Here is a 23,943-nt window from a genome sequence, read left to right as displayed (position 1 = left end):
GAGCTTCGGGCGGCAACGGCGAGGTCACGAGCGCGGCTCATCGGCGACAACATGCGAAACGGCGGCCACCGGGGCCGGAGGCGTCTTGCCGCCCACCTCGAAGAAGGTGTACGACAGCGTGATGGTCTTGACGTCCTTCGAGATCTTCGGATCGATCACGAAGGCGACCGGCCACTGCTTCTTCTCGCCCGCATCAAGCGTGTACTGGTTGAAACAGAAGCACTCGAGCTTGTTGAAATGCGCCGCGGCCTGCTGCGGCGCGTAGCTCGGGATGGCCTGTGCGGCCATGCGGCGGTTCTGCGTGTTCTGGAACTCGTACATCACCGTGTTCAGCTGGCCCGGGTGCACTTCGATGAAGCGCTCGGCCGGCTTGAAGTCCCAGAGACCACCGCGCACGTTGGAGTCGAACTCGACCTTGATCGTGCGGGTCATGTCGACCTGCGTGTTGTCCGGCACGCGCACGTTCTTGGCGCCACTGGCGCCGCCCGGCACCTGGAGCTCGGAGAGCGCGAGGATGTTGATGCCGGTCATCTCGCAGATGGCGCGGTACATCGGCACCAGCGCGTAGCCGAAGGCGAACATGCCGCAGGTCACGACGGCCAGCTTGCCGACCATGCGGACGTTGGCGCGGCGGATGCGTTGACCGAGGCTCATGCTGTTGCTTCCGTTCGGGAGTGCGATGCGGCGCGGTCAGCGACCGCTGAACCAGACCATGCGGACGATGAAGCCGATGAAGAAGATCACCGCGATGGAGGCCAGCGTGAGCCCCATGCGTCGGTTGTTCCTTCTTTGTTCAGGCGTCGTCATCGTCGTGCGGTCGTGGTGCTTGTCCGGCGTGCGCGGGTGATCAGCCGATCACCTTGGTGGCGGTCACGTCAAGCTTGGGCGGGTTCTCGAAGGTGTGGAACGGGGCCGGCGACGGCACTTCCCACTCGAGGCCTTCGGCCGCTTCCCAGGGCTTCTGGGCTGCTGCTTCACCCTTGCCGCGCATCGAAGGCAGCACGATGAACAGGAAGAAGTAGACCTGCGCGAAGCCGAAGAAGAACGCACCCACCGAAGCGATGGCGTTGAAGTCGGCGAACTGCATGGGGTAGTCGGCGTAGCGACGCGGCATGCCGGCCAGACCCAGGAAGTGCATCGGGAAGAAGGTGACGTTGAACGAGATCAGCGACCACCAGAAGTGGACCTTGCCGCGCGTTTCGTTGTACATCACACCGGTCCACTTGGGCGCCCAGTAGTAGAAGCCCGAGAACATGGCGAACAGCGAGCCGGCCACCAGCACGTAGTGGAAGTGGGCCACCACGTAGTAGGTGTCCTGCAGCTGCGTGTCGATCGGCGCGACCGCGAGGATGAGGCCGGTGAAGCCGCCCATCGTGAACACGAAGATGAAGCCGACCGCGAACAGCATGGGCGTCTCGAAGGTCATCGAGCCCTGCCACATGGTGGCGATCCAGTTGAAGATCTTCACGGCCGTGGGCACGGCGATCAGCATGGTCGCGTACATGAAGAACAGCTGGCCCGTGAGCGGCATGCCGGTCGTGAACATGTGGTGGGCCCACACGATGAACGACAGGATGGCGATCGACGAGGTGGCGTACACCATCGATGCGTAGCCGAAGAGCTTCTTGCGGGCGAAGGCCGGAACGACCTGGCTGATGATGCCGAAGGCCGGCAAGATCATGATGTAGACCTCGGGGTGGCCGAAGAACCAGAAGATGTGTTGGTACATCACCGGGTCGCCGCCGCCGGCGGGGTTGAAGAAGCTGGTGCCGAAGTGGCGGTCGGTCAGCGTCATCGTGATGGCGCCTGCGAGCACGGGCATCACGGCGATCAGCAGGTAGGCGGTGATGAGCCACGTCCAGCAGAACATCGGCATCTTCATCAGCGTCATGCCGGGAGCGCGCATGTTCAGGATGGTGACGATGATGTTGATCGAGCCCATGATCGACGAGGCGCCCATGATGTGCATCGCGAAGATGCCGGCGTCCATCGAGGGGCCCATCTGCAGCGTGAGCGGGGCGTACAGCGTCCAGCCGGCCGCGGGCGCGCCGCCGGGCATGAAGAACGAACCGGCCAGCATGATGGCCGCCGGGATCAGCAGCCAGAAGCTGAAGTTGTTCATGCGCGCGAACGCCATGTCGGATGCGCCGATCTGCAGCGGGATCATCCAGTTCGCGAAGCCCACGAAGGCCGGCATGATGGCGCCGAACACCATGATCAGGCCGTGCATGGTGGTGAACTGGTTGAACAGCTCGGGGTTCACCATCTGCAGGCCGGGCTGGAACAGCTCGGCGCGGATCAGCAGGGCGAGCACGCCGCCGATCATCAGCATCGTGAAGCTGAACAGCAGGTAGAGCGTGCCGATGTCCTTGTGGTTGGTCGCGAACACCCAGCGGCGCCAGCCGGTGGGCGCGTGGTGATCGTGATGGTCGTCGTGTGCGTGGCCGCCGGGGGCGTGACCGTGGGGGTCGAGGACTGCGCTCATGTCGTTGTTCCTTGCAATTTCTTCTTCGCGGGGCGCCGTCGGATCACTTGCCGCGCAGGGCCAGCACTTCAGCCGGTTGCACCAGCTGGCCCGTCTTGTTCGACCAGCTGTTCTTGGTGTACGTGGCCACGGCCGCGAGGTCGGTGTCGCTCAGCTGCTTCCAGGCAGGCATGGCACCGTTGTTCTGGCCGTTGAGCAGCACCAGCAGCTGCACCTTGTGGTCGGAATCGGTCACCTTGGCTGCGCCGTCGAGCGGCTTGATCGGGCCTGCGCCCTTGCCGTTGGCCTGGTGGCAGGCCGCGCAGTTGGCGGCGTAGACCTTCTCGCCGCGTGCCAGCATGTCGGGCAGCGTCCAGACCTTGGTCGGGTCGTCGAGCTTGGCGGCGGCTTCCTTGCGCTTGGTGGCGACCCAGGCGGTGTAGTCGGCAGCCGACAGCACCTTCACGTGGATCGGCATGTAGGCGTGTTCCTTGCCGCACAGTTCCTGGCACTGGCCGTAGTAGTCGCCCACGGTCTCGGCACGGAACCAGGTGTCGCGCACGAAGCCGGGAATGGCGTCCTGCTTGAGGCCCAGCTGCGGCACGGCGAAGGCGTGGATCACGTCGTTCGCGGTGGTGATGATGCGGACCTTCTTCTGCACCGGCACGACCATCGGGTTGTCGACCTTGAGCAGGTAGTCGTCGGGCATGGCGCCCTTGGCACCGGCGTCGGACATGGCGCGCTGCGAGCTGTCGAGCGTCGAGATGAAGGCCAGGCCCTCGCCTTCGCCGTTCAGGTAGTCGTAGCCCCACTTCCACTGGTAGCCCGTGGTCTTGATCGTGAGGTCGGCGTTCGTGGTGTCCTTCTGGGCCACGAGCACCTTGGTGGCGGGCAGCGCCATCACGATCACGATGAGGAAGGGCACGATGGTCCAGATGACCTCGACCACCACCGATTCATGGAAGTTCGCAGCCTTGTGGCCCACCGACTTGCGGTGCTTCCAGATGGAATAGAACATCACCGCGAACACGGCGACGAAGATGACCGTGCAGATGATCATCATGATCGTGTGGAGCAGATGCTGCTCCTGCGCGATCTTGGTCACGCCGACCGGAAGATTCAGCTGGCGCACCGCGGGGCCGCCGGGCAGATCGTTGACTGCGTGCGCCGCGTTGCTGAACGCCGCGCCGGCCGCCAGCAACAGATTCGCCGGCCTGTACTTATTGCGCCAAATGCTCTTCATCGTGTTCACGTTTCTTCAATTTTTCGAAAACCCAACCGTGCAGCACCGCGCGAGCCCCCTCAGGCGCCACGCAACGCCATGCGAATCTCGCGCGCCAGTGCGGCTCGCAACTCCGGGCGTACATAGCGCCCCACCCTGACCGATCGACCTTGCCCCGAGACCTCGATCAGCGAACGATCGCCGGTCTGCGGTTCGATCCGCACCTGGTGCGGAAGAAATTCCGTGCGTTCGTAGTGCCCACCGTTCTCGAGCTCCACGACGAGGCGTCCGCCTTGCAGCGCGATCCGTTCGCCATCGGTGGCATGCCGCGCGTACATCATGAACGCAAAGCCCACCGCGGCCAGTTCGAGCCAGGCGAATGGCAATACCAGCGGCGCACCGTGCAGCCAGAACACCATGCCCGTTCCCAGAGATACCACGCACAGCGAGGCGTAGAGCCAGCCCAGCTGGCTCGGCGTCACCGAGCAATTGCGTTTCAGGAACCAGTGGATGTTCTGGCCTGAGACGGTGGCAAAACGAAACACGGAATTCGACACGGGCGAGTTCAGCAAATCGGTGCGTCGATGGTGGCCAAACCCCTCGTACAAACAGGATCCGACACCCCTCGATCACGGGACAATACCCGCGAGTTTCACGCAACGGCGGATTGTAGCGGGTAGAGCGCGGGCCCCGCGCACCGAATGAGGGCTGCCGGGTCGCTCAGGCGCCAGGGCGGCCGCGCTGGAGCATCGATCGCATCTCGCGCAGCGAGACCGCGCTCTCGGGCGACAGCGCCACGCGCGGCGTCGGCTTGAAGGCGTGGCCGTAGATGACCTCGAAGGTCAGCGCGATGCGGCCCTCGCCTTCCGCGGCCGGCGCCAGCTCGGGCAGGGCCTGCTTGAGCGCGCGGTGCCAGGCCTTGCCGCGCAGTGCGGGAAAGCGCGCCGGATGCAGGTTGCGCCCCAAGGTGCGCAGCTCGGCCAGGGCGGCCTCGGGGGTGGCCCAGGTGAGCACGATGCGCTCCATGTCCATCACGGGCTCGGCGAAGCCGGCATGCACGAGCATGTCGCCCCAGTCGTGCATGTCGGTGTATTCATGGCCGGCGGCGGGCCAGCCGAGCCGGGCATGCAGGGCGCGCAGCTCGCGCACGGTGTCCGGGCCCAGGCAGGAGAACATCAGGAAGCCGTTGGTCGCGACCAGCCGGTGCCACTGCGCGATGAGCGCCTCGGGGTCGGCCGCCATGTGCAGCGACATGTTGGCCCAGAGCAGGTCGACGCCGTCTTCAGGCGTGGCGTCGAAGCGGGCCTTGCCGCCCTGCCAGCGACGCGCGCTCCACCAGGGCGCGGTCAGCGCTTCGCCCGTTCGTTCGGCCAGCGCGGGCTCGGGTTCGATGACGAAGGCTTCGGCGTCGCGGTAGCGGCGGGCGAGCAGCGCGTGGGCCTCGAGGCCGCCGCGCAGCGGCGACCAGTCGGCCCAGGTGCGGGGCTGGGCCTTGATCCATTGCAGCCGGTCTTCCATCCGGCGACCGATTTCCTCGTGCAGCCAGGGCGAGCCCTCGGCGGGCGCGAGCCGGCGCCAGCGGTCGGCCGCCGTGGGATCGATGGTCGGCGGTCTTCTTGCGGGGTCGGTGGCCATGGGGCCGTGAGTATATTGAGGCATGTACAACCGCCGGGCCCTGAGGCCTTTCACCTCGCTGCTCGCGCGGCTGCCCAGCCAGTGCGAGGTCTGCCGCGCCTGGCCGGCGCAGCGCGTGTGCGACGCCTGCGTGGCCCGCTTCGCGCCGCCGACCCCGCGCTGCGGCGGCTGCGCGCTGCCGATGCCCGAGGGCGTGGCGCGCTGCGGCGAGTGCATCAAGCACCCGCCACCGCTCGACGCCTGCCTCGCCGCCTGCACCTATGCCTGGCCGTGGCCCGACTGCATCGCCCAGTTCAAATTCCGCGGCGAGGCGGGCTGGGCCGGCCCGCTGGCCACCCTGCTGCGCAGCGCGCCGTGGGTGGAGCCGGCGCTGGAACAGTGCGACCTCGTGCTGCCGATGCCGCTGGCGCCCGGCCGGCTGGCCGAGCGCGGCTTCAACCAGGCGCATGAACTTGCCCGCCGGCTGGCACCGGCCAAGACCGACGCCACCCTGCTGCTGCGCACGCGCGACACGCCCGCGCAGAGCGGCCTGCCGCGCGCCGACCGGCTGCGCAACCTGCGCGGCGCCTTCGCGGTGGAGCCGCTGCGCGCCGACGGGCTGCGGGGGCGGCGCGTGGTGCTGGTGGACGACGTGATGACCAGCGGCGCCTCGTTGTTCGCCGCGGCCGCCACCTTGCGCCTGGCGGGCGCGGCGCACATCACCGGCGTGGTGCTGGCGCGGACCGATCCGCCGCGCTGAAGCCATCGGCGGCGCCCGCGACAATCGGCGCATGTTCCATATCGTCCTGGTCCACCCCGAAATTCCGCCGAACACCGGCAACGTGATCCGGCTCGCGGCCAACACCGGCTGCACGCTGCACCTGGTGGAGCCGCTCGGCTTTTCGATGGACGACCGCCTGCTGCGCCGCGCCGGGCTCGATTACCACGAGTACGCCGAAGTCAAGCGCCACGCCGACTGGGCCGCACTGCTGGCTACGCAGCAACCGCCGGCCGAGCGCATGTTCGCGCTGACCACGCGCGGCTCCCGCCCCGTGCACGACGTGCGTTTCCAGCCCGGCGACTGGCTGGTGTTCGGCTCGGAAACCGCCGGCCTGCCGCCCGCGATCCGCGACGGCTTTGCCGAAGCGCAGCGCCTGCGGCTGCCGATGCGCGCCGGCCAGCGCAGCCTGAACTTGTCGAACGCGGTGGCGGTCACGGTGTTCGAAGCCTGGCGGCAGAACGATTTCGCCTGACGGCCCTTCGCACGGCAGGGGCACATCCGATCGGTGCCGGGCAGCGTATGGGAAGGCATGCCGGTGATTCGCACCGGCATCCGTCCCCTCAACGCTGACTGCCAAGGAGTCCCGCCATGCACACCACCACCCTGCGCCTCATCACGATCGCCGCCCTCGCCTTCGCCGGCGGCGCCCATGCCTTCCAGGGCGAGCAGAACCCGCTGCCACCCGCGCCCTTCCAGTCGTCGCTGACGCGTGCCCAGGTCCAGGCGCAAGCCATGCAGCCGCTGCAGATCAGCAATGGCGGCACCGGCGTGGCCCGCCCGACCGCGGGCAACGTCGACCGCGCGGCGGTGCGCGCGAGCGCCGTCGGCATCACCCGGCAGGGCGCGGCCACCTACGGCGAGGTCACCGACCGCCGGATGTAAGTAGAGAGAAGAAGAAAAAGTCCGCTCAGGGAAAACGGCGCACCACCGACTCGGCGACGCACGCCGGCTTGGCGGCGCCTTCGAGTTCGATGGTGGTTTCCCAGGTCATCTGCAGGCCGTTGTTGGGAATCGGCTCGGCGCTCAGCAGCTTCATGCGCGCGCGCAGACGCTGGCCCACGGGCACCGGCGACATGAAGCGCACGCGGTTCAGGCCGTAGTTCACGCCCATGCGCGACTCGACCACGTCGATGGCCGTCTCGAAGAACTTCGGCAGCAGCGACAAGGTGAGAAACCCGTGCGCGATCGGCGCGCCGAAGGGGCCGGACTTGGCCCGCTCCACATCGACGTGGATCCACTGGTGGTCGCCCGTCGCCTCGGCGAACTGGTTGACCTGCTGCTGCGTCACGCTGATCCAGTCGCTCACGGCGACTTCCTGGCCGACGCAGGCGGCGAGATCCTGAAGGGTCTGGAATGTCTTTTTGGTCATGCGGGGCATTCTGGTGCCAAGGGCACAAGGCTGGCTGTCGGACTTGCGACAACCGGGATTCAGGGAAATCCGGGGGATCAGTTCAGGCGTCGAGCCATTCGCAGATCGGCGCCCACTGGTCCAGGTCGCGCTGCACGCGCCCCGGGGCAATGTCAAACAGCGTGAGCCCGCGCGCGGCCAGCTGCACGTAGTTCTGCGTGTCGCGCAGCTCGCCCAGCACGGGCACGCCCAGGCCGGCGATGAACTCGTGCAGCCGGTCGGCCGCCAGCGTGCGGGCGTTCACGCGCATGCCGACCAGGCCGATGCGGGTCTTCTCGGCGCGGCGGCTTTCCAGCAGGCGGTCGAGGAAATCGCGCGTGGCGTAGATGTCGAAGATGCTCGGCTGCAGCGGCACGATCACGCGATCGGCCAGCGCCAGCACCTCCTTGAAGCGCCAGCCGTGCAGGCCGGCCGGCGTGTCGAGCACCGCGTGGGTGGTGCCGCGCGGCGGGCGCACCACGGTGCTGTCGCCGGTGGCTTCCCAGGTGGCGATGGGGCGGGCCTGCGGCGGGCGCAGGCCGAGCCACAGCCGCGAGGACTGCTGGCGGTCCACGTCGCCGAGCATCACGGCATGGCCGCGGCTCGCGAAGTAGCCCGCGATGTTCGTTGCAATCGTCGACTTGCCCACGCCCCCCTTGGGATTGGCGACCAGAACCACCGGCATGAGGATCTCCTCCAGAACTGGAACAGGGCTGGATGGTAGTCGCCCCGGGTGGCGCGTCGGCGACGGCGGGCCGTCTGCGTTATGTTCGCCACATGACGACAACAACATCCACGGAGAACCCCGCCGGCAGCATCTATGTGCTGGCGGCCCACCCCCACTGGCGCGACTCGCGCGTGAACCGCCGGCTGTTCGCCGCGGCGCAGCGCGTGCCCGGCGCCGACGTGAACGACCTGTACGGCAGCTACCCCGATTTCGCCATCGACGTCGAAGCCGAACGCGAGCGGCTGGCGCGCGCGGACCTGGTGGTGCTGCTGCACCCGATCCAGTGGTATTCGATGCCGCCGCTGCAGAAGCTCTGGGTCGACGACGTGCTGGGCTACGGCTGGGCCTACGGCCCCGGCGGCACCGCGCTGCAGGGCAAGGACTGCTGGCTGGTCGCCACCACCGGCGGCCCCGAGCCGAGCTACCACCCGCAAAGCTACAACCGCTATTTCTTCGACGCTTTCCTGCCGCCCTACGAGCAGACCGCCGCGCTGTGCGGCATGCGCTTTTTGCCGCCGCTGCTGCTGCACGGCGCGCGCCGCGCCAGCGAGGCCGAGGTGGCCGCGCATGTCGAGGTGTTCGTGCAGCGCCTGGAAAGCTACCCGGTGTGGCCGGAGATGGACGAGCTCGATGCCTGCATCGCCTGCCCGGTGCCCGAGACCGACCGCCCCGCCGAATCCGACGACGTGGGCCAGGTGATGGCCGGCGCGTTCCACAGCGCGATGACGCACGGCCTGGCCGTCGCCAACGGCAGCAGCACCCACAAGGCGGCCTGAGCATGGAACACGCACCCGCCTGGCTGACCAGCAGCCTGATCTACCTGAGCGCCGCCGTGCTGGTGGTGCCGCTGTCCAAGGCCCTGGGCCTGGGCTCGATCATCGGCTACCTCGTGGCCGGCATCGCCATCGGCCCCTGGGGCCTGGGCCTCGTGTCCAGCGTCGAAGACGTGCTGCATTTCGCCGAGTTCGGCGTGGTGCTGATGCTGTTCCTGGTGGGCCTCGAGCTCGAGCCCAAGCGCCTGTGGAGCCTGCGCCGCCCGATCTTCGGCTGGGGATCGGCGCAGGTGCTCAGCTGCGCGGCGGTGCTGTTCGCCGTCGGCTGGGCCGTGGGCGCGCCGTGGCGCGTGGCACTGGTGGCCGCCCTCGGGCTGGCGCTGTCGTCCACCGCGATCGCGCTGCAGGTGTTCGGCGAACGCAACCTGCTGAAAACGCCCAGCGGCCAGGCCGGCTTCTCGATCTTGCTGTTCCAGGACGTGGCGGCGATCCCGATCCTTGCGCTGCTGCCGCTGCTGGCTGGTGCCACGGCAGCCGAGCAGGCCGTGAGCGGGCTGGACCGCGCACTCGAAGCGCTGAAGATCGTCGGCGTGATCGCCGGCATCATCCTCGGCGGCCGGCTGCTGCTGCGCCCGATCCTGCGCTGGATCGCGCGCAGCGACACGCCCGAGATCTTCACCGCCGCCGCGCTGCTGCTGGTGGTGGCCATCGCGGCGCTGATGCAGTTCGTCGGCCTGTCGATGGCGCTGGGCGCCTTCCTGGCCGGCGTGCTGCTGGCCGAGAGCGAGTACCGGCGCGAGCTCGAGACCGACATCGAGCCCTTCAAGGGCCTGCTGCTCGGGCTGTTCTTCATCGCGGTGGGCATGTCGATCAACTTCGGCGTGCTGCTGGCCAACCCGGGGGTCATGGCCTTGCTGGTCGTGAGCTTCCTGGTCATCAAGCTGGTGGTGATCTACGCGCTCGCCAAGGCGATGGGCCTGGCCTACCAGGAGCGGCCGGTGTTCACGCTGCTGCTGGCGCAGGGCGGCGAGTTCGCCTTCGTGGTGTTCCAGGCCGCTGGGCCCGACGTGCTGCCGCCGCAGACCACCTCGCTGCTGATCGGCGCGGTGGCGCTCTCGATGCTGCTGTCGCCGCTCCTGCTGGTGCTGCTCGACAAGTTCGTGCTGCCGCGCTACAGCCACGCGGGCGGGCCGCAGCTCGAAGAGATTTCGGAGCAGCAGGACGCCAAGGTGCTGATCTGCGGCTTCGGGCGCTACGGCCAGATCGTCGGGCGCCTGCTGATGTCGCAGGGCCTGCGCGTGACGGTGCTCGACCACGACGCCGACACCGTCGAAGGCCTGCGCCAGTTCGGCTTCCGGGTGTTCTACGGCGACGCCACGCGGCTGGACCTGCTGCGCACCGCGGGCGCCGGCACTGCGCGCGCCATCGTGGTGGCGGTGGACGACATCGAGCAGTCGCTGGACATCGTCGACCTGGTGCGCGAGAACTTTCCGCAGGCGCGCATCATTGCGCGCGCACGCAACGTGACCCACCTGTTCCAGCTGCGCGACCGCGGCGTGCAGGACATCGAGCGCGAGGTGTTCGAGTCGTCGCTGCGCAGCGCGCGCTCGGCGCTGGAGGCGCTGGGCTGGCCGGCGGCCGAGGCGCGCGAGGCGTCGATGCGTTTCCGCCAGCGAAACCTCAAGCTCAGCGACGAGATCTACCCGCACTACAAGGACCGCGCCAAGCTGATCGCCGCCAACAAGGCGGGCCGCCAGCAGTTCGAGGAACAGATGGCGCGCGAGCGCGAGGAGCGCAAGCTGCGCTCGGGCCAGGACTGGGACCGGCTCGGCGAAGACGAACCAGCGGGCGACGCGAAGGCGTCCTGAGGCCCCAGGTCAGACCGGCACGGTCAGGTACACGCCCTCGCGGCCGATCACCGGTGCGCGGGTCGGCATGAAGATCGTGCAGCCGTCGCAGGGCGAGCGGATCTCGCGCCCGGCTTGCACCGCGATCAGCTCACCCTGGTCGAAGGTCTCGAAGCCGAGCACGGGGCGCACGAAGGCGAAGTCGTCCGACGTGACCATGTGGACCTCGAGCAGCCGGAAGCGGCGCGCGGCCACCGGCACGCGCGGCACCGGGTCGACGAGCCCGAGGTGCGCCAAAAAGCGCAGCGACACGTCGGTCGCCAGGTCGGCCGCCGACTGCGCGAAGTGCTGGCCGCACTCGACCACCACCGCACCGCCGTCGATGCCCGGCTCGCCGTGGCGGCCGTACGCCGTGACACCTGTGCCGGGCGCAGCGCCCACGGGCATCACGAGGTGCACCGCCGGGCCGCCGACGGCCTGCGCCAGGCCTGCATTGCGTTCGAACTCCGGGTAGACCCAGAAGGGCTGCACGGGGGCGCGCGTGGAATGGATGTCCAGCACGTAGTCGGCCGCGTCGAGCACGGGCCGCAGCTCGCGCGCGCGGCGCAGCTCGGGGCTGTGTTCGGTGCCGTCGAGCAGCTCAGGCGACCAGATGCGGTTCAGGTTGTGCACCAGCTGGCGGTTCTCGTAGGGCCGGTCGATGTCGAAGGCCTCGTAGGCCTCGACGTTCGCGAAGCTCACGGTGAGCGTGCCGATCTTCGGGCGCACGCCGGTGTCGAGCAGGTGCGTGGCCGCGACCATGCCGCAGATCTCGTTGCCGTGCGTGAGCGCGTTGACGAGCACGTGCGGGCCCGGCTTGCCGGACGCGAAGCGGTGCACGTAGTCGATGCCGGTGTTGCCCTGGCGGTAGGCCGAGAGGTCGCGCGGCAGCACCTCCAGCGGTGCGGTGTCGGGTGCGAAGGTCGGCAGTGTCTGCGTCATGGAACCAGCCGCCCGCTCACTCGCCGCGGATGCCGGCGCGCTTGACCATCTCGCCGTACAGCGCGAGCCGCTCCGACATCATGGCCGTGAACTGCGCGGGCGATTGCGCCTCGGGCGCGAGCGAGCCGCGCGCCAGCAGCGCCTCGACCATCGTCGGCTGGTCGGCCACCGTGCGCACCGCCTTGTGCAGCGCGGCGATGACCTCGGGCGGCGTCTTCGCGGGCGCGGCCAGGCCGATCCACGACGTGGTGTTCAGCACCGGGTAACCCAGTTCGGTGAAAGTCGGCACGTCGGGCAATGCCGCGACGCGCGTGGGCGAGGCCACGGCCAGCGCGCGCAGCTTGCCGGCCTGGATGTGCGGCAGGAAAGGCGCGAGGTTGTCCAGGCCGAACTGCACTTCGTTCGAGATCAGCGCGGTCACCAGCGGGCCGCCGCCGCGGTAGGGCACGTGCGTGGCGTTGAGCTGCAGTTGCGACTTCATCAGCTCGACGTTGAGCTGGCCCATGCTGCCCGGCCCGGCGCTGCAGAAGTTGAGCTCGCCCGGGCGCGACTTCACCAGCGCCACGAACTCCTTGAAGGTCTTGGCAGGCACGGCCGGGTTCACCAGCAGCACGTTGATGGAGCGCGCGAGCTGGCTGATGGACAGGAAATCCTTGATCGGGTCGTAGCCCGGGTTGGCCTGCGTCAGCGGGTTGGCCAGGTGCGAGCTCTGCGACGACACCACGAGCGTGTAGCCGTCGGGCTTGGCGCGCGCCACCTGCGCGCTGGCGATGGAGCCGCCCGCGCCGGCACGGTTGTCGATGACCACCGGCGTGCCCAGCGCCTTCGACAGCGGCTCGGCGTACAGCCGCGCGATCAGGTCGACCGAGCCGCCGGCCGGGAACGGCACCACCAGCGTGACCGGGCGGGCCGGAAAGGCCTGGGCGCGCGCGGACAGGGGCAGCAGCGCCGCCGTCAGGCCGGCGCCGAGGATCTCGCGCCGACGCAGGGCGGGCACGGCGGGGGTGGTGGAACGCATGGCAAGGTCTTTCTGCAGAAGAAGCGGGCAATCGGGCGGACAGGTCCGGCCGAAATCGTGCATTCATTTTTGCAAGGAGGCCCAATTTTTGCAATACTCGTTGCAAACATGAGGTTTCTCCGATGCCGCACGCAGACACCCCCGCCGCCCCCAGCCTGAACCAGCGCATCTCGGGCTATGGCAAGAAGCTCACGAAAAGCGAGCGACGCCTCATCGAGGAATTGCAGGCGCACCACCCGCAGGGGCTGCTCGAATCTGCAACGAGCCTTGCAAGAAAGGTGGGCACCAGCGCCTCGACCGTGGTGCGGCTGCTCGCCAAGCTGGGCTACGAGAGCTACGCCCAGGCGCAGATGGAGGCGCGCGCCGAAGTCACCGCCCTGCTGGCCTCGCCTGCCACGCGCGCCGACGCGGTCATCGGCGACGACACCTCCGTACGCAGCTGCCTGGACAACGCGCTGCTGCACGACCAGCACAACCTGGCCGCCACCTTCGCGGCGCTCGACGTGGGCGCGTTCGAGGCGGCGGTGAAGCTGCTCACGCAGCGCAAGGTGCGCGTGCACGTGCTCGGCCAGCGCAACGGCCTGCCGCTGGCCAGCCACCTCGCGCTGAACCTGAACCTGTGCCTGCCCGATGTGCGGCTGCTGGGTGGCGCGGGCGCGCTGCCGCTGGAAGACCAGCTGCTGCGCATCGACGACAACGACCTGCTGCTCACGCTTACCTTCCGCCGCCACTCGCTCGCGATCGCGCGCACGGCGGCCTACTTCCGCGAGAAGGGCGCGAAGGTCGTCATGGTCACCGACAGCCCCACGGCGCCTGCGGCAGCCTCGGCCGATCACCTGCTGCTGGTGCGCACCTCCAGCGCCTCGCCCTTCGATTCGTACACGGCGGCGCTGTCGGTCTGCAATGCCTTGATCACCGCGGTGGCGCAGCGGCGCAAGAAGGAGCTGGCCGCCGTGTTCGAGCGCGGCGCGGCGCTGTGGGAGCCGCACTGGAACGAGGCGGCGCCCCGCGCCGCCTGAACCTCAGGCCGCCGGGGTTCCGAGCCCCAGCAGGCGCACCGCGTTGTCCTTGAGGATGCCGGGCATCACCTCGGGCTTGAAGCCGGCGGCCTCGAAGTCCTTCATCCAGCGGTCGGGCGTGATCAGCGGGTAGTCGCTGCCGAACAGCACGCGGTCTTTCAGCAGCGTGTTGGCGTACTGCACCAGCTGCTTCGGAAAGTACTTGGGGCTCCAGCCCGACAGGTCGATCCACACGTTGGGCTTGTGCGTGGCCACGCTGAGCGCCTCGTCCTGCCAGGGGAAGCTGGGGTGGGCCATGACGATCTGCATGTCGGGGAAGTCGATGGCCACGTCGTCCAGGTGCATCGGGTTGCTGTACTCCAGCCGCAGGCCGCCGCCGCAGCGCATGCCCGAGCCGATGCCGCTGTGGCCGGTGTGGAAGATGGCCGGCAGCTTGTACTCGGCGATCACCTCGTAGATCGGCCAGGCCATGCGGTCGTAGGGGTGGTAGCCCTGCACGGTCGGGTGGAACTTGAAGCCCTTCACGCCGTGTTCCTCGATGAGCCGGCGCGCCTCGCGCGCACCCATCTTTCCCTTGTGCGGATCGACGCTGCCGAAGGCAATCATGATGTCGCTGTTCTGCTGCGCCGCCTCGGCGATCTCCTCGTTCGGGATGCGCCGGCGGCCCATGTTCGACTCGGCGTCGACCATGAACATCACCAGCCCGATCTTCCTTTCACGGTAGTACGCCACGCTCTCGGCGATGGTGGGGCGGCGGTTCGAGCCGAAGAACTTGTCGGCCGCGCGGTCGTATTCCTCGCCGTAGTTGTCGAAAGGGTTCCAGCAACTCACTTCGGCGTGGGTGTGGATGTCGATCGCGATCAGGTTCCGTGGGTCCATGTCGTTGTCTCCGGTTCGGGTAAGTCCCTAGGTTTCGGGAGGCTCCAATGCCTTGAATTGATTATTTCTCATAACCATAATCCAACGCAACCCCGCACACCATCATGACCAATCCAGACCTCCACCTCGACATCCGCGACGACGTCGCCATCGTTCGTCTCACGCGCGGCGCCAAGCGCAACGCGCTGTCCGACGGCCTGATCCTCGCGCTGCGCGACACCTTCGAGACGCTGCCCGCCACGGTGCGCGCGGCCGTGCTCGACGGCGAGGGCCCGCATTTCTGCGCCGGCCTGGACCTGAGCGAGCTCAAGGAACGCGACGCCGGCCAGGGCATGCAGCACTCGCGCCTGTGGCACAGCGCGCTCGACCTGATCCAGCACGGCCCGGTGCCGGTGGTGGCGGCGCTGCACGGCGCGGTGGTCGGCGGCGGGCTCGAGCTGGCCAGCGCCTGCCACATCCGCGTGGCCGACCGCTCCACCTTCTACGCGCTGCCCGAAGGCTCGCGCGGCATCTTCGTGGGCGGCGGCGGTTCGGTGCGCATCCCCAAGCTGATCGGCGTGGCCCGCATGACCGACATGATGATGACCGGCCGCGTCTACAACGCCGAAGACGGCGAGCGCGCCAACTTCGCGCAGTACCTGGTCGACGAAGGCACCGCCTTCGACAAGGCCCTGGAGCTTGCCAAGCGCATCGCCACCAACGCGCCGCTCACCAACTACGCGCTGATGCACGCCCTGCCGCGCATCTCCGAGCAATCGGCCGACCACGGTTTCTTCACCGAGGCGCTGATGTCGGGCATCGTCCAGGCCGCGCCCGAGGCGAAGGCACGCGTGCGCGACTTCCTCGAAGGCCGCGGCGCGAAAGTGAGCAAGGGATGAGCGCCGCTCGGCCGCCCGAAGGCGCTCGCCCCCTCCCTTGGGAGGGGGTGTGCGAAGCCACGCAGTGGCGAAGCATGGGGGAGGTATCCAAATGACCGCCGTCCGCTACCGCCCGCTGGCCTTCGGCGTGACGCGCGCGGTGCTGCGCGACGGCGCGCCGGGCACGCGCTACCTCACGGCCGAGACGCCGCTGCAGGCCTACCGCGAGCGCATGACCGACCGGCTCGCGCACTGGGCGCAGGTCGCGCCCGATCGCACCTTCATCGCGCGCCGCGAGCGCCTGCCCGACGGCCGCACCGGCGACTGGCTGCGCGTGAGCTATGCGCAGGCGCTGGAAGAAGCGCGCGGTATCGGACAAGCCCTGCTCGATCGCGGCCTGAATGCCGAGCGCCCGGTCGTGATCCTGAGCGAGAACGGCATCGAACACGCGCTGCTCGCGCTGGGCTGCCTCTACGCGGGCGTGCCCTACTGCCCCGTGTCGCCGCCCTATGCGATCGTGAGCCAGGACTACGACAAGCTGCGCCACGTCATCGACACGCTCACGCCCGGCCTGGTGTTCGCGGCCGACGCCGCGCGCTTCGCCAAGGCCATCGCGGCCACCGTGCCGGCCGGCACCGAGGTCGTGCTCGCCGAAGGCACGCTCGAAGGCCGCGCCACCACGCGCTTCGACGTGCTCGCCGCCACGCCGGCCACGCCCGCCATCGACGCGGCGATGCAGGCCACCGGCCCCGACACCATCACCAAGTTCCTCTTCACCTCGGGCTCGACCAAGATGCCCAAGGCGGTGATCAACACGCACCGCATGTGGTGCGCCAACCAGCAGCAGCTGCGCCAGTCGATTCCCGCGCTGGGCGACGAGCCGCCCGTGCTGGTCGACTGGCTGCCCTGGAACCACACCTTCGGTGGCAACCACAACGTGGGCATCGTGCTGGACAACGGCGGCACGCTGTTCATCGACGACGGCAAGCCCACGCCCGCCGGCATGGCCGAGACGCTGCGCAACCTGCGCGAGATCGCGCCCACCATCTACTTCAACGTGCCCACCGGCTTCGAGGCGATTGCCAACGCGATGGAAAGCGACGCCGTGCTGCGCCGCAACCTGCTGTCGCGCGTGAAGATGTTCTTCTACTCGGGCGCGGCGCTCGCGCAGCCCGTGTGGGACAGCCTGCACCGCACGCAGGAGTCGGAAGTCGGCGAGCGCATCGTGATGGGCACCGGCCTGGGCATGACCGAGTCGGGCCCCTTCGCGCTGTACGTGACCGGCCCCGACGTGAAGTCGGGCGACGTGGGCCTGCCGGCCGCCGGCATCGAGCTCAAGCTGATCGAGGTCGACGGCAAGACCGAGGTGCGCTACCGCGGCCCCAACATCACGCCCGGCTACTGGCGCGCGCCCGAGGCCACGGCCGAGGCCTTCGACGACGAAGGCTTCTTCTCCACCGGCGACGCGGTGAAGTGGATCGACGACCGCGACATCCACCGCGGCCTGCGCTTCGACGGCCGCATCGCCGAAGACTTCAAGCTCGCCACCGGCACCTTCGTGAGCGTGGGCCCGCTGCGCGCGAAGATCATCGCGGCCGGCTCGCCCTACGTGCAGGACGCGGTGCTCACGGGCATCAACCTGAAGGAAGTCGGTGCGCTGATCTTCCCGACGCAGAAGGTGCGTCAGCTCGCCGACCTGCCTGCCGACGCCCCGCTGCAGCAGGTGCTCGAAAGCGCACCCGTGCAGGCGCACTTCCAGCAGGTGGTGGACACGCTCGCGGCCGGCGCCACCGGCAGCGCCAACCGCATCGCGCGGCTGCACCTGATGGCCGAGCCGCCGTCGATCGACAAGGGCGAAGTGACTGACAAGGGCTCCATCAACCAGCGCGCCGTGCTCAAGCACCGCGCCGCGCTGGCCGACGCGCTGCACGCCGACACGCTGCCTTTCACGCTCAAGCCCCGCTAACCCCATTCAGGAGACACACCATGAAGATCGAAGGACAAGCCGCACTCGTCACCGGCGGCGCCTCGGGCCTCGGCGAGGCCACCGCGCGCGAACTCGCGCGCCTGGGCGCCAAGGTCGCGGTGCTCGACCGCAATGCCGCACTCGCAGAGAAAGTGGCCGCAGAGATCGGCGGCGTCGCCTGCACCTGCGACATCACCGACACCGACAGCGTGAACGCCGCGCTCGACAAGGCAGCCGCCGCACACGGCCCCGCCCGCATCCTGATGAACGTCGCCGGCATCGGCAGCGCCAAGCGCATCGTCGGCAAGGACGGCAACCCGGCGCCGCTCGAAGACTTCGTGCGCGTGGTCAACATCAACCTCATCGGTGGCTACAACATGGCGCGCCTGTTCGCGGCGCGCTGCGCGAAGCTCGACGCGCTCGACAACGGCGAGAAGGGCGTGATGCTCTTCACCGCCTCGGTCGCGGCCTTCGACGGCCAGGTGGGCCAGCAGGCCTACAGCGCGTCGAAGGGCGGCCTCGTCGGCATGACCCTGCCGATGGCGCGCGACCTCGCACAGCACGCCATCCGCGTGTGCACCGTGGCGCCCGGCCTCTTCGCCACGCCGCTGCTGCTGGAACTGCCCGAGCCGGTGCAGCACTCGCTGGCCGCGTCGATCCCGTTCCCGCCGCGCCTGGGCAAGCCCTCGGAATTTGCCGAGCTGGCCTGCCACATCGTCACCAACGGCCATTTGAACGGCGAAGTGATTCGCCTCGACGGCGCCCTCCGAATGGCGCCGCGCTGATTCCCGCCCCCGCAGACAACCAGGAGACGAGACCATGACCACCCGACGCCAATTCACGGCGGCGCTCGGCGGCACCGCCGCACTCGCCGCATTGCATCCCCTTGCCGCACTCGCCCAAGCGGTGCAGCAGCAGGTGAAGATCTACTACGGCTTCCCGGCCGGCAGCGCAGGCGACAGCGTGGCCCGCCGCGTGGCCGACAAGCTGGGCAACACGCCCTTCACCGCCACCAACCCGGTGGTCGAGAACAAGCCCGGCGCGGGCGGGCGCATCGCGCTCGACACGCTCAAGACCTCGCCGGCCGACGGCGCGGTGCTGTGCCTCGCGCAAGCCTCGGCGCTGTCGATCTACCCGCACATCTACACCAAGCTCAGCTACGCCATCCCCGACTTCGCGCCCATCTCCATCGGCGCCGTGATGACGCACGGCCTGGCCGTCGGCCCGATGGTGCCGGCCAGCGTGAAGACGCTGAAGGACTACATCGCCTGGGCCAAGGCCAACCCCGGCCAGGCCAGCTACGGCTCGCCGGGCGCGGGCTCCACGCCGCACTTCCTGGGCGCGCTGCTGGGCCTGAGCACCGGCACCGACCTGCGCCACGTGCCCTACCGCGGCTCGCTGCCCGGCATCAATGACGTGGTGGGCGGCCAGATCGCCTCGTGCCTGACGCCGGCCGGCGATTGCCTGCCGTTCGCCAAGGCCGGCAAGCTGCGCGTGCTCGCCACCTCGGGCGCGCAACGCCCCGCCTACCTGCCCGACGTGCCCACTTTCACCGAGCAGGGCTTCCCCGAGATCGTGGCCGACGAGTGGTTCGGTTTCTTCGCACCGGCGAAGACGTCGGCCGCGACCATCGCCGTCGCGAGCACCGCGATCCAGGCCGCGCTGAAGGACAAGGCCGTGGCCGACGGCCTGCTGTCGGTCGGCCTGATCGCGCACGGCTCCTCGCCCGAGGAGATGAAGAAGTCGCTGCAGTCCGAGTACGAGCGCTGGGGCCCGCTGGTCAAGAAGATCGGCTTCACCGCCGAGTCCTGAACCCCATGCACTACCAGCCTCGCCCCGAAGACGCTCGCTTCCTGTTGAACGCGGTGCTCGATGCACCCACGCGCCTGCGCGCACTCGCGCCCTTCGCGGAGGTCGACGAGCCGCTGCAGTCGCAGGTGCTCGAAGAAGCCGCACGCTTCGTCGGCGAGGTGATCGCACCGCTGAACCGCGAGGGCGACGAGGTGGGTTGCCGCTTCGACGGCGGCGAGGTCGTCACGCCACCGGGCTTTCGCGCGGCCTACCAGGCCTTCGTGGACGGCGGCTGGCCGGCGCTCTCCGCCGCCACCGAAGACGGCGGACAGGGCCTGCCCGCGGTGCTCGAAGCCATCCTCTACGAATGGCTCAGCGCCGCGAACCACGGCTTCACCATGGCGCCGGGGCTGCTGCACGGCGCGTACGCCTGCCTCAAGCACCACGGCAGCGACGAATTGAAGGCGCGCTATTTGCAGAAGATCGCGACCGGCGAATGGCTCGCGACCATGTGCCTCACCGAAGCCCACGCCGGCAGCGACCTCGGCCAGGTGCGCACGCGCGCCACGGCGCAGGCCGACGGCAGCGTGCGCGTGAACGGCGGCAAGATCTTCATTTCAGGCGGCGAGCACGACCTCACGCCGAACATCGTGCACCTCGTGCTGTGCCGCCTGCCCGATGCACCGGCGGGGCCCAAGGGCCTGTCATTGGCGCTCGTGCCCAAGGTGCTGCCCGACAGTGCGCGCAACACAGTGCACTGCGAGCGCATCGAAGAAAAGATGGGCCTGCACGGCAGCCCGACCTGCACCATGCGCTTCGACGACGCCACCGGCTGGCTGGTCGGCGAACCCGGTCGCGGGCTGGCCGCGATGTTCGTGATGATGAATGCGGCGCGCCTGCACGTGGCGCTGCAGGGCATCGGCCTGCTCGACGCCGCCTGGCAGAAGGCCGACGCCTATGCCGCCGAGCGCCGCCAGATGCGCGCGCCCGGCGCCGCGCCCGCCAGCCGCGGCAGCGAGGCAGCCGACCTGATCGCCGAGCACCCGGCCGTGCGCCGCATCCTCGACACCCAGCGCGCCTGGATCGAGGGCTCGCGCGCGCTGGCCTACCGCAGCGCGCTGATGCTCGACATCGCCACGCACGACGCCGACCCCAAGGCCCGCGAGCGCGCGCAGCGCTGGTGTTCGCTCGTCACACCGGTGCTCAAGGCCGCCTGCACGCACCAGGCCTTCCACGGCGCGAGCGACTGCCTGCAGGTGTTCGGCGGCCACGGCTACGTGCGCGAATGGGGCGTCGAGCAGGTGGTGCGCGACGCGCGCGTGACCATGATCTACGAGGGCACCAACGAGATCCAGGCCATCGACCTGCTGGTGCGCAAGGTGCTGCCCGACGGCGGCGCGGCGCTGTCGACCGTGCTGCTCGAGCTGCGCGACACGCTCGACGCTTCGCGCGAGGCCGATGCCGACGTGCAGCGCCGGCTGGCGCAGCTGCGCTACCTGGGCACCACGGTGGCGATGGCGGCGCACGCCAACCCCGTGCTGCCGTACGAGGTGGCGGACGACTTCCTGCGCGTGACGGCGCTCACGCTGATGGCGTGGGCCTGGGCCCGCATCGAGGTGGCCGCGCCCGACGATGCGGATCGCCTGCGCGCCGCGGCGGCCTTCCGGCGCTGGGTGCTGCCCGAGTTCGAGATGCGCCTGGGCATCGTCAAGCGGGCTTGTGAGGGTGTCGCACTGGCGCATTCCGCACAAGAGGCGTCACGCTAGTTGTTCGAGAAAGCAACGCGCGGTTACGCTCGCCGCATGCCTCCTCCCGCGAAAACACCGTCCGCCAAGACCGAATCCGCCGCCCTGCCGTCGCCCCGTACGGACCGGCTCGACGCCCGCGTGCTCGAAGGGCTGGTCGGCTACAACGCCCGGCGCGCCTGGCTGATCGTGAGCACCGTGTTCGCGGACCGCATGGCGCCCTACGGCCTCAAGCAGATCGACTTCTCGGTGCTCTCGCTGCTGGCGCACAACCCGGGCGCCACCTCGCGGCAGCTGTGCAACACGCTGGACATCCTGCCGCCCAACCTCGTGAGCCTGGTGGCCACGCTCGATGGCCGCGGCCTCATCGAACGCCGCCCGCACCCGCACGACGGTCGCGCCGTCGGCCTGCACCTCACGCCGGCCGGCGAGACGCTGATCCGCGAGGCCGAGCAGGCCGTGGTGCAACTGGAAACCGAAGCCAGCAGCCGCCTCAGCACGCGCGAGCGCGAGACGCTCATCAAGCTGCTGCAGAAGATCTATCTCTGAGACCGGAGCGCGGCGACGCTGCGGCTACAGGCCGCGTTCCACCATGTCGATGAGGCGCTGCCCAAGTGCATGCGTGGCCGCCGCGTCGACCCCGCGCAGCGGGCCGTCGATGATGAGCAACGCCAGCCCGTGCACCGCCGACCACGCGAGGTATTCGGCGCCCGGGCGCCGCGCCGGGTCGAGCAGGCCCGCGTCCACGAGCCGGTCGACGGCCGCGCCCAGCAACTCGAACGGGTTCATGCCGCTGGCGCCCGCGCCGTCGGGACCGACGTCGCCCTGCGCGTCTTCCGAGACCACGAAGGCCGTGCGAAACAGCCCCGGCTGCGCCTGCGCAAAGCGCAGATAAGCGGTGCCGATGGCGCGCACCTGGGCGCGCGCGAAGTCGGCGGGCGGCTGGTCGCAGGGCAGCACGGCGAGCTCGCCCTCCATCGCCTTGGCCGCCTCCGACAGCGCCGCGGCGCGCACCGCCAGCAGCAGGTCGTGCCGGCTGGCGAAGTGGCGATACGCCGCGTTCGGCACCACGCCCACGCGGCGCGTGGCCTCGCGCAGCACCACGGCACTGGGGCCGCCGTCCCGCGCCAGTTCGATGCCCGCATCCAGCAGCGCACGGCGCAGGTCGCCGTGGCGGTAGGTGCTGCGCGCGGGCGGCAGGCTTTCGGGAACGTTGTTGAGCTTCATCGCGACTCCATGTGGACACCGTCCATTATCTCTGCTATTCTTTGTGGACGGTGTACACAAAGTAATTCCATTGTTTTCGCGCAGACCCGTTGTGCCCGTGAACCAACCGAAAGGAAACGCCATGAAAGTCCAGTCTTACCTGTCCTTCGAAGGTCGTTGCGACGAAGCGATTGCCTTCTACAAGAAGGCGCTCGGCGCCGAAGTCGTGCAGCTGATGCGCTACAGCGAGGCGCCGGCCACCGGCGGCCCCGAGGGCAACCCCGACGCCGGCTGCGCCGGCGGCATGCCCGGCCCTGACAAAGTGATGCATTCGGTCTTGCGCATCGGCCAGACCGAGCTCATGCTGTCCGACGGACGTTGCTCCGGCCAGGCCGAGTTCAAGGGAATCATGCTGTCGCTGTCGGCCGACAGCGACGCCGACGCCCGCAAGTGGTTCGACGCACTGGCCGACGGCGGCCAGGTGATGCAGCCGCTGATCCCGACCTTCTTCACCACCAGCTTCGGCATGCTCAGCGACCGCTTCGGCGTGGGCTGGCTGCTGGTGGCGGACCCGGCCGCCGCGTGATGCGCGGGGGCTCGTTCTTCACTCTTCCCACTCGCTTTTCTTCATCATGCTCAAGACCATCGTCCTCGCCGTTCTCGCGCTGATTGCCGCGCTGCTCATCTACGGCGCCACGCGACCCGACAGCTTCCGCGTCGAGCGCACCACGCGCATCGAGGCGCCGGCCGAAAAGATCTTTCCGCTGATCGACGACTTCCACCGCTGGAGCGCGTGGTCGCCCTACGAGAAGCTCGACCCGGCCATGAAGCGCAGCTACGGCGGCGCCGCCAGCGGCAAGGGCGCGACCTACGCCTGGGAAGGCAACAGCAAGGCGGGCGCGGGCACGATGGAAATCACCGAGTCGCAGCCGGCGTCGAAGGTTGCGATCAAGCTCGATTTCGTGAAGCCTTTCGAAGGCCACAACACGGCCGAGTTCACGCTGCAGCCGCAGGGCGGCGCCACGCAGGTCACCTGGGCCATGTACGGCCCGAGCCCCTACATGGCCAAGCTCATGGGCATCTTCTTCGACATGGATCAGATGATCGGCAAGGACTTCGAGGCGGGCCTGGCCAATCTGAAGAGCGCAACCGAAAAGTAAACGCCTCCTCCCCTCATCGACTCACCTCAATCATTCAAGGAACTCTCATGTCCCCCATCAACGCTTACCTCACGTTCGACGGCAACGCCGCCGAGGCCATGCGCTTCTACGAAAAGACGCTGCGCGGCACCATGCAGATGATGATGACCGTCGGCGAAGCGCCCGACACCGAGCAGATGCCGGCCGAGGCCAAGAAGCGGATCATGCATGCGTCGCTCACCTACGGCGACGGCATCCTCATGGCCTCCGACACCATGCCGGGCCAGCCCTTCGAAGGCATGAAGGGCTTCGGCGTGGCGCTCACGCTCGACACCGTGGCCGAGGCGCGGCGCATCTTCGACGCCTTCGCCGACGGCGGCTCGGTCGGCATGCCTTTCGAGAAGACCTTCTGGGTCGAAGGCTTCGGCATGGTGACCGACCGCTTCGGCACGCCGTGGCTCATCAACGGCGGCAAGGCGCTGGTCTGAGCACGGAGCCGCCTCTCTCTACTTTTTCCCTTCTTCGCA

The 23,943-nt window shown here is 68.9% G+C and carries 27 protein-coding genes; 15 read left to right on the top strand and 12 right to left on the bottom strand.

The genetic code is table 11. The features are described from left to right. Window positions 1–24: 24 nt before the first annotated feature. The 6 genes from VHAB30_RS00285 to VHAB30_RS00265 form a co-directional block, all read right to left on the bottom strand. Window positions 25–654, bottom strand: a complete 630-nt coding sequence (locus VHAB30_RS00285; protein WP_095950886.1) for a cytochrome c oxidase assembly protein — start codon at window positions 652–654, stop codon at window positions 25–27. A 36-nt stretch (window positions 655–690) separates the two neighbouring features. Then, a complete protein-coding gene (locus tag VHAB30_RS31020) occupies window positions 691–807 on the bottom strand; it encodes a cytochrome oxidase small assembly protein (RefSeq protein WP_216360125.1) in 117 nt (38 codons plus the stop codon). Window positions 808–847: 40 nt separating this feature from the next. Further along, the gene (ctaD, locus tag VHAB30_RS00280; RefSeq protein ID WP_062481356.1) at window positions 848–2,485 is read right to left on the bottom strand and encodes a cytochrome c oxidase subunit I; all 1,638 of its coding nucleotides are present in this window, start codon (window positions 2,483–2,485) and stop codon (window positions 848–850) included. A 43-nt stretch (window positions 2,486–2,528) separates the two neighbouring features. Next, window positions 2,529–3,707: a cytochrome c oxidase subunit II gene (coxB, locus tag VHAB30_RS00275; protein ID WP_062481354.1), complete on the bottom strand. Its 1,179-nt coding sequence runs from the start codon at window positions 3,705–3,707 to the stop codon at window positions 2,529–2,531. A gap of 59 nt (window positions 3,708–3,766) precedes the next feature. Continuing rightward, the gene (locus VHAB30_RS00270; RefSeq protein WP_056578078.1) at window positions 3,767–4,243 is read right to left on the bottom strand and encodes a DUF2244 domain-containing protein; all 477 of its coding nucleotides are present in this window, start codon (window positions 4,241–4,243) and stop codon (window positions 3,767–3,769) included. Between the two features lie 163 nt (window positions 4,244–4,406). Beyond that, window positions 4,407–5,321, bottom strand: a complete 915-nt coding sequence (locus tag VHAB30_RS00265) for a class I SAM-dependent methyltransferase (RefSeq protein ID WP_159275427.1) — start codon at window positions 5,319–5,321, stop codon at window positions 4,407–4,409. A 22-nt stretch (window positions 5,322–5,343) separates the two neighbouring features. On the opposite strand from VHAB30_RS00265, the gene VHAB30_RS00260 reads away from it, so the two are divergent. The 3 genes from VHAB30_RS00260 to VHAB30_RS00250 all read left to right on the top strand — a co-directional run bounded on the left by VHAB30_RS00260 (window position 5,344) and on the right by VHAB30_RS00250 (window position 6,963). After that, window positions 5,344–6,060, top strand: coding sequence for a ComF family protein (locus VHAB30_RS00260; RefSeq protein WP_139699928.1), 717 nt, complete (start codon window positions 5,344–5,346; stop codon window positions 6,058–6,060). Between the two features lie 31 nt (window positions 6,061–6,091). After that, the gene (gene trmL, locus VHAB30_RS00255; RefSeq protein WP_159275426.1) at window positions 6,092–6,553 is read left to right on the top strand and encodes a tRNA (uridine(34)/cytosine(34)/5-carboxymethylaminomethyluridine(34)-2'-O)-methyltransferase TrmL; all 462 of its coding nucleotides are present in this window, start codon (window positions 6,092–6,094) and stop codon (window positions 6,551–6,553) included. 116 nt (window positions 6,554–6,669) lie between these two features. Next, window positions 6,670–6,963 (top strand): DUF4148 domain-containing protein, encoded by a 294-nt coding sequence (locus VHAB30_RS00250; protein ID WP_159275425.1) that lies wholly within the window; start codon window positions 6,670–6,672, stop codon window positions 6,961–6,963. A gap of 25 nt (window positions 6,964–6,988) precedes the next feature. Here the strand turns inward: VHAB30_RS00250 and VHAB30_RS00245 are convergent, their stop codons facing one another. Beyond that, window positions 6,989–7,459 carry a MaoC family dehydratase gene (locus VHAB30_RS00245; protein WP_062479484.1) on the bottom strand — a complete coding sequence of 157 codons (471 nt, stop codon included), beginning with the start codon at window positions 7,457–7,459 and terminating at the stop codon, window positions 6,989–6,991. A 73-nt stretch (window positions 7,460–7,532) separates the two neighbouring features. Continuing rightward, a complete protein-coding gene (locus VHAB30_RS00240) occupies window positions 7,533–8,153 on the bottom strand; it encodes a ParA family protein (RefSeq protein WP_070061962.1) in 621 nt (206 codons plus the stop codon). Between the two features lie 92 nt (window positions 8,154–8,245). Here VHAB30_RS00240 and kefF point away from each other — a divergent pair, with 92 nt between their 5' ends. Together kefF and kefC are read left to right on the top strand one after the other, a co-directional pair. Continuing rightward, a complete protein-coding gene (gene kefF, locus VHAB30_RS00235; RefSeq protein WP_159275424.1) occupies window positions 8,246–8,971 on the top strand; it encodes a glutathione-regulated potassium-efflux system oxidoreductase KefF in 726 nt (241 codons plus the stop codon). Window positions 8,972–8,973: 2 nt separating this feature from the next. After that, window positions 8,974–10,836 carry a glutathione-regulated potassium-efflux system protein KefC gene (kefC, locus tag VHAB30_RS00230; protein WP_062479493.1) on the top strand — a complete coding sequence of 621 codons (1,863 nt, stop codon included), beginning with the start codon at window positions 8,974–8,976 and terminating at the stop codon, window positions 10,834–10,836. 9 nt (window positions 10,837–10,845) lie between these two features. Here kefC and VHAB30_RS00225 read toward each other — a convergent pair whose 3' ends face one another. Both VHAB30_RS00225 and VHAB30_RS00220 read right to left on the bottom strand, forming a co-directional pair. Continuing rightward, a complete protein-coding gene (locus VHAB30_RS00225; RefSeq protein WP_159275423.1) occupies window positions 10,846–11,796 on the bottom strand; it encodes a M14 family metallopeptidase in 951 nt (316 codons plus the stop codon). A gap of 16 nt (window positions 11,797–11,812) precedes the next feature. Further along, window positions 11,813–12,814 carry a Bug family tripartite tricarboxylate transporter substrate binding protein gene (locus tag VHAB30_RS00220; protein ID WP_062479498.1) on the bottom strand — a complete coding sequence of 334 codons (1,002 nt, stop codon included), beginning with the start codon at window positions 12,812–12,814 and terminating at the stop codon, window positions 11,813–11,815. A 122-nt stretch (window positions 12,815–12,936) separates the two neighbouring features. On the opposite strand from VHAB30_RS00220, the gene VHAB30_RS00215 reads away from it, so the two are divergent. Beyond that, window positions 12,937–13,833, top strand: a complete 897-nt coding sequence (locus VHAB30_RS00215; RefSeq protein WP_159275422.1) for a MurR/RpiR family transcriptional regulator — start codon at window positions 12,937–12,939, stop codon at window positions 13,831–13,833. A gap of 3 nt (window positions 13,834–13,836) precedes the next feature. Here the strand turns inward: VHAB30_RS00215 and VHAB30_RS00210 are convergent, their stop codons facing one another. Beyond that, window positions 13,837–14,712 (bottom strand): amidohydrolase family protein, encoded by an 876-nt coding sequence (locus VHAB30_RS00210; protein WP_062479505.1) that lies wholly within the window; start codon window positions 14,710–14,712, stop codon window positions 13,837–13,839. Window positions 14,713–14,816: 104 nt separating this feature from the next. On the opposite strand from VHAB30_RS00210, the gene VHAB30_RS00205 reads away from it, so the two are divergent. From VHAB30_RS00205 to VHAB30_RS00180, 6 genes are all read left to right on the top strand, one after another. After that, window positions 14,817–15,590, top strand: coding sequence for a crotonase/enoyl-CoA hydratase family protein (locus VHAB30_RS00205; protein WP_062479508.1), 774 nt, complete (start codon window positions 14,817–14,819; stop codon window positions 15,588–15,590). 91 nt (window positions 15,591–15,681) lie between these two features. After that, window positions 15,682–17,535, top strand: a complete 1,854-nt coding sequence (locus VHAB30_RS00200; protein WP_159275421.1) for a feruloyl-CoA synthase — start codon at window positions 15,682–15,684, stop codon at window positions 17,533–17,535. Between the two features lie 20 nt (window positions 17,536–17,555). Continuing rightward, window positions 17,556–18,320: an SDR family NAD(P)-dependent oxidoreductase gene (locus VHAB30_RS00195; RefSeq protein ID WP_159275420.1), complete on the top strand. Its 765-nt coding sequence runs from the start codon at window positions 17,556–17,558 to the stop codon at window positions 18,318–18,320. 34 nt (window positions 18,321–18,354) lie between these two features. After that, the gene (locus tag VHAB30_RS00190) at window positions 18,355–19,347 is read left to right on the top strand and encodes a Bug family tripartite tricarboxylate transporter substrate binding protein (RefSeq protein WP_159275419.1); all 993 of its coding nucleotides are present in this window, start codon (window positions 18,355–18,357) and stop codon (window positions 19,345–19,347) included. A 5-nt stretch (window positions 19,348–19,352) separates the two neighbouring features. Continuing rightward, the gene (locus VHAB30_RS00185) at window positions 19,353–21,092 is read left to right on the top strand and encodes an acyl-CoA dehydrogenase family protein (protein WP_159275418.1); all 1,740 of its coding nucleotides are present in this window, start codon (window positions 19,353–19,355) and stop codon (window positions 21,090–21,092) included. A gap of 36 nt (window positions 21,093–21,128) precedes the next feature. Next, a complete protein-coding gene (locus VHAB30_RS00180; protein WP_070061951.1) occupies window positions 21,129–21,620 on the top strand; it encodes a MarR family winged helix-turn-helix transcriptional regulator in 492 nt (163 codons plus the stop codon). A gap of 24 nt (window positions 21,621–21,644) precedes the next feature. Here the strand turns inward: VHAB30_RS00180 and VHAB30_RS00175 are convergent, their stop codons facing one another. Then, entirely contained in the window at window positions 21,645–22,298 is a 654-nt protein-coding gene (locus VHAB30_RS00175) for a TetR/AcrR family transcriptional regulator (RefSeq protein WP_095951005.1), read from the bottom strand. 121 nt (window positions 22,299–22,419) lie between these two features. Between VHAB30_RS00175 and VHAB30_RS00170 the strand changes: the two genes are divergently transcribed. The 3 genes from VHAB30_RS00170 to VHAB30_RS00160 are packed head-to-tail and all read left to right on the top strand — an operon-like array spanning window position 22,420 to window position 23,904. Continuing rightward, the gene (locus VHAB30_RS00170; RefSeq protein WP_139699950.1) at window positions 22,420–22,863 is read left to right on the top strand and encodes a VOC family protein; all 444 of its coding nucleotides are present in this window, start codon (window positions 22,420–22,422) and stop codon (window positions 22,861–22,863) included. Window positions 22,864–22,909: 46 nt separating this feature from the next. After that, the gene (locus VHAB30_RS00165) at window positions 22,910–23,437 is read left to right on the top strand and encodes an SRPBCC family protein (RefSeq protein ID WP_062479532.1); all 528 of its coding nucleotides are present in this window, start codon (window positions 22,910–22,912) and stop codon (window positions 23,435–23,437) included. 47 nt (window positions 23,438–23,484) lie between these two features. Then, window positions 23,485–23,904, top strand: a complete 420-nt coding sequence (locus VHAB30_RS00160) for a VOC family protein (protein WP_159275417.1) — start codon at window positions 23,485–23,487, stop codon at window positions 23,902–23,904. Window positions 23,905–23,943: the final 39 nt, after the last annotated feature.

This window comes from Variovorax boronicumulans (genome assembly GCF_009811375.1).
Classification (GTDB): Bacteria; Pseudomonadota; Gammaproteobacteria; order Burkholderiales; family Burkholderiaceae_C; genus Variovorax; species Variovorax boronicumulans.
This window is presented reverse-complemented; position numbering and strand designations above follow the sequence as displayed.